The organism is Parahaemophilus parainfluenzae, assembly GCF_001053575.1.
In the GTDB taxonomy this organism is placed as follows: Bacteria; Pseudomonadota; Gammaproteobacteria; order Enterobacterales; family Pasteurellaceae; genus Haemophilus_D; species Haemophilus_D parainfluenzae_S.
In genome coordinates this window covers 92,812-100,282 of the sequence record NZ_JVSL01000033.1, presented here as the reverse complement: position 1 = coordinate 100,282, position 7,471 = coordinate 92,812, and the positions used below count along the sequence as shown (strand labels likewise).

Below are 7,471 nucleotides of genomic sequence, written 5' to 3'. Positions count from 1 at the left end.
GCTTTACCTGTGTTAACAATCCAACCTGCGCTGTTGATTGCATCCGCTACATTCTTAACTGTTGCAACTTTATTCTCATCTCCAGTAGTAACTGTAACTTTTCCTGCGTTAGGTTGTGTTACATCATCTGAAGCTTTAGTAATGTTACCAGTCACTACACTTAAGTTACCATCATTGTTAACAGTAACAGTTTTACCATCAGTTTTCACATCATAGGTTACATTTACAACGTCTTGACCATTTGTATTGGTTACAGTCACGTTAGCTGTTGTGCCTTTACCATCAACATATTCAACACGATCACCTGGATTTACAGTAACGTTTGCTCCATCAGTTGTTTTTGTAATCCAACCTGTGTTGTTAATGGTATTCGCTACATCACCTACTGTGGCAACTTTATTGCCTGCATCAGTTGATGTATTTTCATTACCATCTTTACCTACAACCGCTTTACCAGTTGTCATATTTGCTGAAACATTACCTGTTACTTGTTCAACAACATTCGTTGCATTTACAGAAAGATTAATTGTGCTGGTATTGCCGTCAGTTGTTGGTGTAATTTTAACTGAATTGTCACTTGCAAAGTTCACGTTGTTACCGTGAGTTACGGCATCAACAGGTTGACCATTTGCTTGTAAGTTCCAGCCTGAATTCAATACATCACGAACTGTCGCCGCTTCTTTTTTCTTGTCATCAGAGATATTTAACACATTGCTATCCACAACAGTTGTTGGGTTCTCAATGTGATGCGTTAAATTGGTTACTGCACCATTGGTAATATGTGTATCACCAATTTTGATATCACCATTTTTAACTGCTGTGTCACCAATGTTGATGCTACCGTTATTATCAAGTGTGATATTATTACTTAAAGCAAAAGTAACATTTGCACCGTTATCACCATTAACTTGTTCTACGGTTAAGTTTTTACCTGCTTTAAATTCAACAGTATTTCTATCAGCAATATTTTTTGCTGTTGCATCATGGTTAGCCGTTACAGCGCCACCTTCAGCAGATGATTTCACATTCCAAGATGACTTCGCTACGTTACTTAAATTAACTTTTAAATCATAAGTTTTAGTGAGACCGTCCTCTGAATCTGAATCAGTCACTGTAACAGAGCCATCATTTGAAGTCACAACTGTACGAGATTTTTTTAACTGACTAAGATTAACCGCATCAGTATCATCTTCACCAGGTTTTAAGTTAGTGATCTTGTTACCGCCCATATCAAGATTACCGCCGGTAATATTGATTGAGTTATCACCAAAGGTAAGTTTTGGACCAGTTGCTTTATTTTGAATACTTGTGATGTTGGTTAATGTTTGGTTTAAAGAGAAACTATAAACTTGGTTTGCTTCATCACCAGTTTGTTTCACTTTTAAGTTTTCACCCGCATCAAAATTCACTGTTGCGTTAGCTTTCACAGCTTTTGCTGCTGAAGTACCGTCAACATTACCGGTTGCATTCGCATTCCATGCTGAGTTAGCGACTAATTGACCATCATCGTTAATTGTCACAGTTGAATTATCAACCTTAACCGTTACTTTGCCTTTGTTTGCGCCATCAGTAGGAATTTCAATACCAGGACCTGCATTCACATCATATTGAACTTTATAGGCTTTGTTTGCTTCATCTGCAGTGACTGTTGCAATCGTGCCAACACCATTTGAGAAGTTCACTTGGCTACCTGCAGTAACATTACCTTTAGGTGTAACAGTACCTGAATTTTCTTCACCAATTTTCCAGAATGCACTGTTAATTGCATTTACAACATTCGTGATGTTCGCGAATTTATCACCATCACCATCTTTAGCCATTACAGTACCATTGTTATTGGTATTAGTTGTATTTGTTGCAGGAATGATTTCACCTGTATCTACAGATGCATCTTTTGCACTGATAGTAATGTCAGAACCTTGACGTTTCAACTTGATATTTTTGCCTGCAAAGAAATTAACGGTATCACCCGCATGAATAGGCTCAGCATTTTGATCTGCACTTGTAATCTCTGATTCACCAGCATTCTTCGGATCACTTGATGTACCAATTTGTAAATTCCAGTGAGCCTTATTAATCATGTCACGTGTAGTTTGGATAGTAGTTAATTTTTTACCATTATCTTCCTTACCTACGGCATCATCACCAACTTTACCTTTGTTTTCTGGTGAGATTGATAAAGAACCTGTTATAGGTGTAACAATATATTCTGATGGATTAGTTGCATTCTGTTTTACAGATAAAGTATTCGTGTCACCAGAAACAACTGAAGATGCTGCGCCACCGGTTGATTGTGCATTAATTGTGATTTTGTCACCATCTTCATTAAAGGTCACACCGTTACCCGCAACTAAATTAGCAACAATTTTATTGTTCTCAATTTTTAAGCCTTTACCCACGTTCACGTCATAAGAAACGTTAGTGATATTTGGGCCACCATCTGGCGTGCTGGATTGACTTGGTGCTTTAACGACTTTAACAGTTGTTACATTACCATTCACAAAGTTAACTTGGTCTTCATGATGAACGCCACTTACTACTGCACCGTCATTGTTACCAACATTCCAATGTTGTTTATTGATTCCGGTTGTTAGAGCATTCGCTACAGAATAAAGCTGAGAACCATTAATCGCATCTGTTGAAAGTTTTGTTACTTGACCTGCAGCAACGTGTTTAATTTGACGCTCATAGCCTTTTTTACCTACAGAAACCACTGCGCCTAAGCCACCACTCTCTTCATTAAAGCTACTGGTACTAGCCGCAAAATCGCCATACGTCACATTATTAACCGTTGCTGAGCTACTTTCAACGAAATCATCACCTGCTTCAGAAGCCGCACCTAATGCCACTGAATAATATGCTGCTGTGTTTGCAGCGTTCCCTAAAGCGGTTGAGTAATTCGCAGAGTTTATCGCATTCGCCCCTAATGTCACAGCATAACTCACATCCTGCTTAGACCATGCACTATGACCAATAGTCACCGTTTCTGAACCCTTAGATACTGCGGCATGTCCGAGCGTTATTGAGTCTTCCTTGCTAGAAATACTTTCAGCACCAATAGAAATACCGCTAGAAGTTGCATTGTCACCTAGTGCAATTGCGTCATAAGCATTTGCATTAGCCCTACGACCAATAGCAACAGCTGATCCATCTATTGCTTTAGCGTTGTCACCAACCACCACTGAATGAGTTGCGTACTCATCGGCGAGTGCACCCTCACCAATTACAACTGCAGATAACGCTTTAGCATTAGCAAATGTTCCCATTACAACAGAATCTGCAGCATATTCAGAAGTCGTCGCGTTAAAACCGATAGCAATAGATTTTTTCCCATTTGCCTTAGCGGCATTTGCTCCAGTTTGCTTCCTACCACCAACCTGCTCATCATCCATCTCTGTCGCGCCGCCAATAGCAATAGAGTTATCTCCAATTGCTTTCGCTGAAGTACCGCCTGCAAATGAAGCAACACCTGATGCATTTGATAAAGTACCAATTGCGGTAGCATTAGCTGCTGAAGCATTTGCTGCATTACCTTGAGCAATAGAGTTCTCACCTGAAGCCTTAGCTGTAAAACCATTTGCAAGAGATTGCTCACCAGTTGCACTAGAACCTGCACCTGTTGCGATTGCACGAGTACCAGTTGCAGTAGCACGTAAACCAACAGCAATCGCATTGGTTGCGCCTGCAGTCGTATTTTTACCAACAGCTACAGCATTATCACCAGCTGCAGCAGACTGATAACCAGCAGAGATTGCAGAAGAACCAGAAGCATTAGATTCTTTACCTACTGCAACAGTAGCTTGACCTGAAGCTTTTGAATCAGAACCAAAAGAAAGAGATTCACCACCTGAAGCAGCTGCATTCTTACCAATTGCCACATCCATATCTTTACTTGATGTTGCATTTTCACCAATTGCTACTGAGCTTTGGGAAGTGTTTTTTGCCTTATGACCGATAGCAACACCATTTTGCTCTGTTGCACTAGCTTCCAAACCAATAGCTACTGCACAGCATCGCCTGTACCTGTCGCGTTAGAACCAATTGCAATTGCATCGTGAGATACTTTGCCATTTGCATTTCTGTAAGTATTAGCACCGGTACCGATATTAATATTTTGTTTGCCTTTGGTGGCTTCATTTGCCGTTGGATTATTAGATGCAATCGTAATAGAACTAGAATCTACATCCACTGCAGCTTGAGCAGTACCCACTACACCAAGCACAGCACCTGCAAGTGCGGTCAATTTAACGATCTTTTTAGACTTAGTTTTACCTTTAGCATGCCCAAGTTCAGAAACAGCTGTCCACGTTTGAGTGGCGTGATTCCAAATAACTTTAAACACTTTGTTCATATAAATTATTCCTTTTTACTAGGATTGTTAAGATGCTGTTACGCAAGCAACAGCGCCAAAAGATTCAACATCAGAAAGGCGGGACAACAATTTTAGACAATAGTTTCCCTTACCCTTCTGGTCAGAACAGCTTATTTTAAGCGAACTTTGCACAAAAAGGAAGCATAACAAAAAGGATTTACCAAAAATTACAATTAATTAAGATAAAACTTAAGTTATGTAAATATATGTAAAGATTTCTGACTTTTTTCACAAAAAAAATTAAAGATATGTAAATTTTTGTGCAAAAAATGAACATTTTTCGTGCTTAAATTGCTACATCACTTTTCTTTTTTCTTTACGAAAGTGTCGAATTAGATCAAACTAACGCCATCAAATAAGATAAGGAAAAGTACATGGCAATTTGGAAAAAAGCATTCACCCTTGAGCAACTCAATGAAATGGGGAAACATTGTGCTGTTGGACATTTAGGGATTGAGATTTCAGCTTATAGTGAAAACTGGATTGAGGCAAAAATGCCTGTTGATCATCGCACCACTCAGCCTTTCGGCTTATTGCATGGTGGTGTATCTGTCGCGTTGGCTGAAACCATTGGTTCATTGGCTGGATTTCTCTGTATAGAAGAAGGCCAAGTTGCCTTGGGATTAGATATCAACGCCAATCATCTTCGCCCAGTGAAAAAAGGTTTTGTTACCGCAAAGGCCACGCCAATTGCTTTAAGTCAAAATACCCATGTTTGGCAAATTGACATTCGCGATGAACAAGATAAACTTTGCTGCGTTTCTCGATTAACGCTTTATATCAAACATTTATGACTACAACTCAAAAAATTGGCATCATTTTAGCGAACCTTGGTACGCCTGATGCCCCTCAACCCGCTGCGATCTCCCGTTATTTAGCAGATTTTTTAATGGATCCCCGTGTGGTCGATTTGCCTCGTTGGAAATGGTATCCCCTTTTAAAAGCCATTATTTTACCAATGCGTTCTAAACGTATTGCTCAAAATTATCAAGCTATTTGGACAGAACAAGGCTCTCCCCTACTTGCCATTACAAAGCAACAACAAGCCGGTTTACAAGCTTATTTAAATGAACAAGGCATCAATGCTCAAGTCGAAATTGCCATGACTTATGGCAATCCTTCAATGCAAAGTGCGGTCAAAAATTTACTTAAAAATGAGGTAGAGCGCATAATTGTATTGCCGCTTTATCCGCAATATTCCAGCACCACAACGGGCGCATTAATCGATGCCTTCAATCGTGCCATCGCACAAGAACGTAATATTGTGCCTTTTGAGTTTATTCATTCTTATCACCTTGATGAAAATTACATTAATGCCTTAGTGGATTCGATTAAAGTGCGGTTAAAACCCGATGAGTTTTTGCTTTTCTCTTATCATGGCATTCCATTGCGTTATGAGAATATGGGCGATTATTATCGTCAGCACTGTAAACAAACCACCATTGCCATTGTGGATAAATTAGGTTTAACCGAAAACCAATGGAATATGACTTTCCAATCTCGCTTTGGTCGTGAAGAATGGTTACAACCTTATACGGATCACTTTTTAGAAGAAGCCGCTTCTCAAGGTATTCAAAAAATAGCGGTGATTTGCCCTGGCTTTTCCGTGGATTGTTTAGAAACCTTAGAAGAAATAGAGGTTGAAAACAAAGAGACGTTCTTAAATCACGGTGGTGTGTCTTATCACTACATCCCTGCATTGAATTCTGAAAAAGCGCATATTGAAATGATGGGGAAATTGGTTTTGGATAGATTGAAATAGTAAATCTCCCCCTCCCCCCTCTTTACGAAAGAGGGGGATCTTAATAGCAAATAAAGACTCTCCATTCTTAACTCTCCCTTAAAGATATTCCCAATAAAACCACTAAAAGTAACATCATAAAAAAGCCCCTCTTTCGTAAAGAGGGGTTGGGGAGATTTAAAAAAACAAACAAAAAGGCGAACCTTTCGATTCGCCTTTTCAGATTTTTTCTAATCAAAGATTAGAAGAATACACGCATACCTACACCGATAGCTCTGTCTTTAGTTTTACCATCGTAAGTATCGTTAACGTACTCTTTAGTAGTCACATATTTGCCTTCTACAAATAATACAACTTGTTTATGAAGTTTGTAGTCTGCACCAAGTAAGAAACCGTGAGTTTTATCTTTATCAGCTTCGCCTTTTACGCGTTCATATAGGTAGTTACCATATACTTGAGATGCTGGAGTTACTTGATATGCAAAACCTGGAGATACATAGAATTTATTTGTTTTTGCATCATCAAATTTCACATGTGCATAACCAAAATCACCAGTTAATTTGAAATCACCGAATTTATAGCCTAATGATGCTAAGAAACCATCTACACGGTGTTTATATGTTGCATTAGTTTCAAGGTTAGTGTGACCATAAGCGAAACGTGCATCTAAATCACCCGCTGTGTATAATGCACCGAAACCATATGCATTTTTAAGACCTGGGTTAAGCGCTCTACCTTTATCATTATGACGTTGACCGAAGTTGTAGTTTGCACTTAATTGTAAACCTTCGATACCTTTATAGTCATAACGTACTACACCAGTACCTGAAGTTGGGATATATTTACCTTTTGGAATGAAACCATATTCATAGTCATTTGCTTGAGTTAAATCATCTGCGATAGTTAATTGACGACCGAATGTGATGTCACCAGTCGCTTTGCTACCTAAACCTACGTAAGCACGTTTAGCATAAAGGCTACCGAATTGGTCACGAGATTCTGTATCATCAAAACGGAATTCTAAACGACCTAACGCATAGAAATCGTTATCTAAGTTGTGTTTCACTGTGATACCGAAACGTGAACCTGCGTTACGTAAAGCGGAATTTGCAGTTTTAGTTGAATTACCTGCTGCGTCATACTTTTTAGCATCGGCTTTTTCTAAGATTAAACGAAGAGAACCGTTTAATTCAACTTTAGTACCTTCGTTATCATAAACTACTGCTGCGTTTGCTGCTGAAGCTGCAACTGCAGAAACGATTAATGCTGCTAGTGTCTTTTTCATAATTGTTATTCCTTTTGGTTGTTACCTACGATTTTTGATTGAAACAATTTTTCATAAAAAAGTTCAATCTCCG

4 protein-coding genes and 1 pseudogene are annotated in these 7,471 nt (G+C 38.9%); 2 read left to right on the top strand and 3 right to left on the bottom strand.

Going from position 1 to position 7,471, the window contains the following annotated elements; all coding sequences use genetic code 11:
• Positions 1 to 3,992: pseudogene (locus AC979_RS07425) on the bottom strand (hypothetical protein); the annotation flags it as partial.
• A gap of 8 nt (positions 3,993 to 4,000) precedes the next feature.
• Positions 4,001 to 4,351 carry an ESPR domain-containing protein gene (locus AC979_RS07420; protein WP_049373631.1) on the bottom strand — a complete coding sequence of 117 codons (351 nt, stop codon included), beginning with the start codon at positions 4,349 to 4,351 and terminating at the stop codon, positions 4,001 to 4,003.
• Positions 4,352 to 4,746: 395 nt separating this feature from the next.
• Between AC979_RS07420 and AC979_RS07415 the strand changes: the two genes are divergently transcribed.
• Both AC979_RS07415 and hemH read left to right on the top strand, forming a co-directional pair.
• The gene (locus AC979_RS07415; protein ID WP_049373629.1) at positions 4,747 to 5,166 is read left to right on the top strand and encodes a hotdog fold thioesterase; all 420 of its coding nucleotides are present in this window, start codon (positions 4,747 to 4,749) and stop codon (positions 5,164 to 5,166) included.
• Positions 5,163 to 6,134 carry a ferrochelatase gene (gene hemH, locus AC979_RS07410; RefSeq protein ID WP_049373628.1) on the top strand — a complete coding sequence of 324 codons (972 nt, stop codon included), beginning with the start codon at positions 5,163 to 5,165 and terminating at the stop codon, positions 6,132 to 6,134. Before AC979_RS07415 ends, hemH begins: the two co-directional genes overlap by 4 nt.
• A 220-nt stretch (positions 6,135 to 6,354) precedes the next feature.
• Here hemH and AC979_RS07405 read toward each other — a convergent pair whose 3' ends face one another.
• Complete coding sequence (locus AC979_RS07405) at positions 6,355 to 7,398, bottom strand: porin (RefSeq protein WP_049373627.1); 1,044 nt, start codon at positions 7,396 to 7,398, stop codon at positions 6,355 to 6,357.
• Between the last annotated feature and the right edge of the window lie 73 nt (positions 7,399 to 7,471).